At 48.7% G+C, this 468-nt stretch carries 1 protein-coding gene and 1 pseudogene; both read left to right on the top strand.

Features of this window, described 5'->3' with window-relative positions:
- Positions 1-225: threonine/serine exporter family protein (locus tag Q1B11_RS20275; protein ID WP_299735833.1), on the top strand; the 225-nt coding region annotated here is incomplete at its 5' end.
- Positions 226-322: 97 nt separating this feature from the next.
- A pseudogene (locus tag Q1B11_RS20280) lies at positions 323-468 on the top strand (stress response kinase A); the annotation flags it as partial.

Genomic DNA, 468 nt, shown 5'->3' on the forward strand with positions numbered 1-468 from the left:
ATGGTGCCCGGCCTGTATGCATATCGATTCATGATGGGATTGCTGGAAATCAGTCATAACCCTGATGTACCGGTGGAGCTACTGACTCAAACCACCAGCAACGGGCTGAAAGCCGTGTTCGTCATTCTGGCGCTGGCCATTGGTGTGACAATTCCATCTCTGCTGTTCCGCAAAAGTGTAAAAGAGATTCGGCTACGAAAACGCCTGAGAAAACAGCACCGCTGAATTAGAACTACTGGTCTGCATATTTCGTTGCCTATAGAATCTCCACCTACAATAAGTCAGGCTGTTGATTAAATAGTCGATGTTTCCGGAGATCTTTATGAATAGTCCAGCTAAACACCCCTATGACCAGCTGACTCCGGACAGAGTGCTGGATGCCGTGGAGAGCCAGGGATACCTCAGCGATGCCCGCATTCTTGCGCTGAACAGCTACGAAAATCGTGTATACCAAGTGGGCATTGAAGA

It is taken from the genome of uncultured Endozoicomonas sp. (assembly GCF_947495845.1).
Taxonomy (GTDB): domain Bacteria; phylum Pseudomonadota; class Gammaproteobacteria; order Pseudomonadales; family Endozoicomonadaceae; genus Endozoicomonas.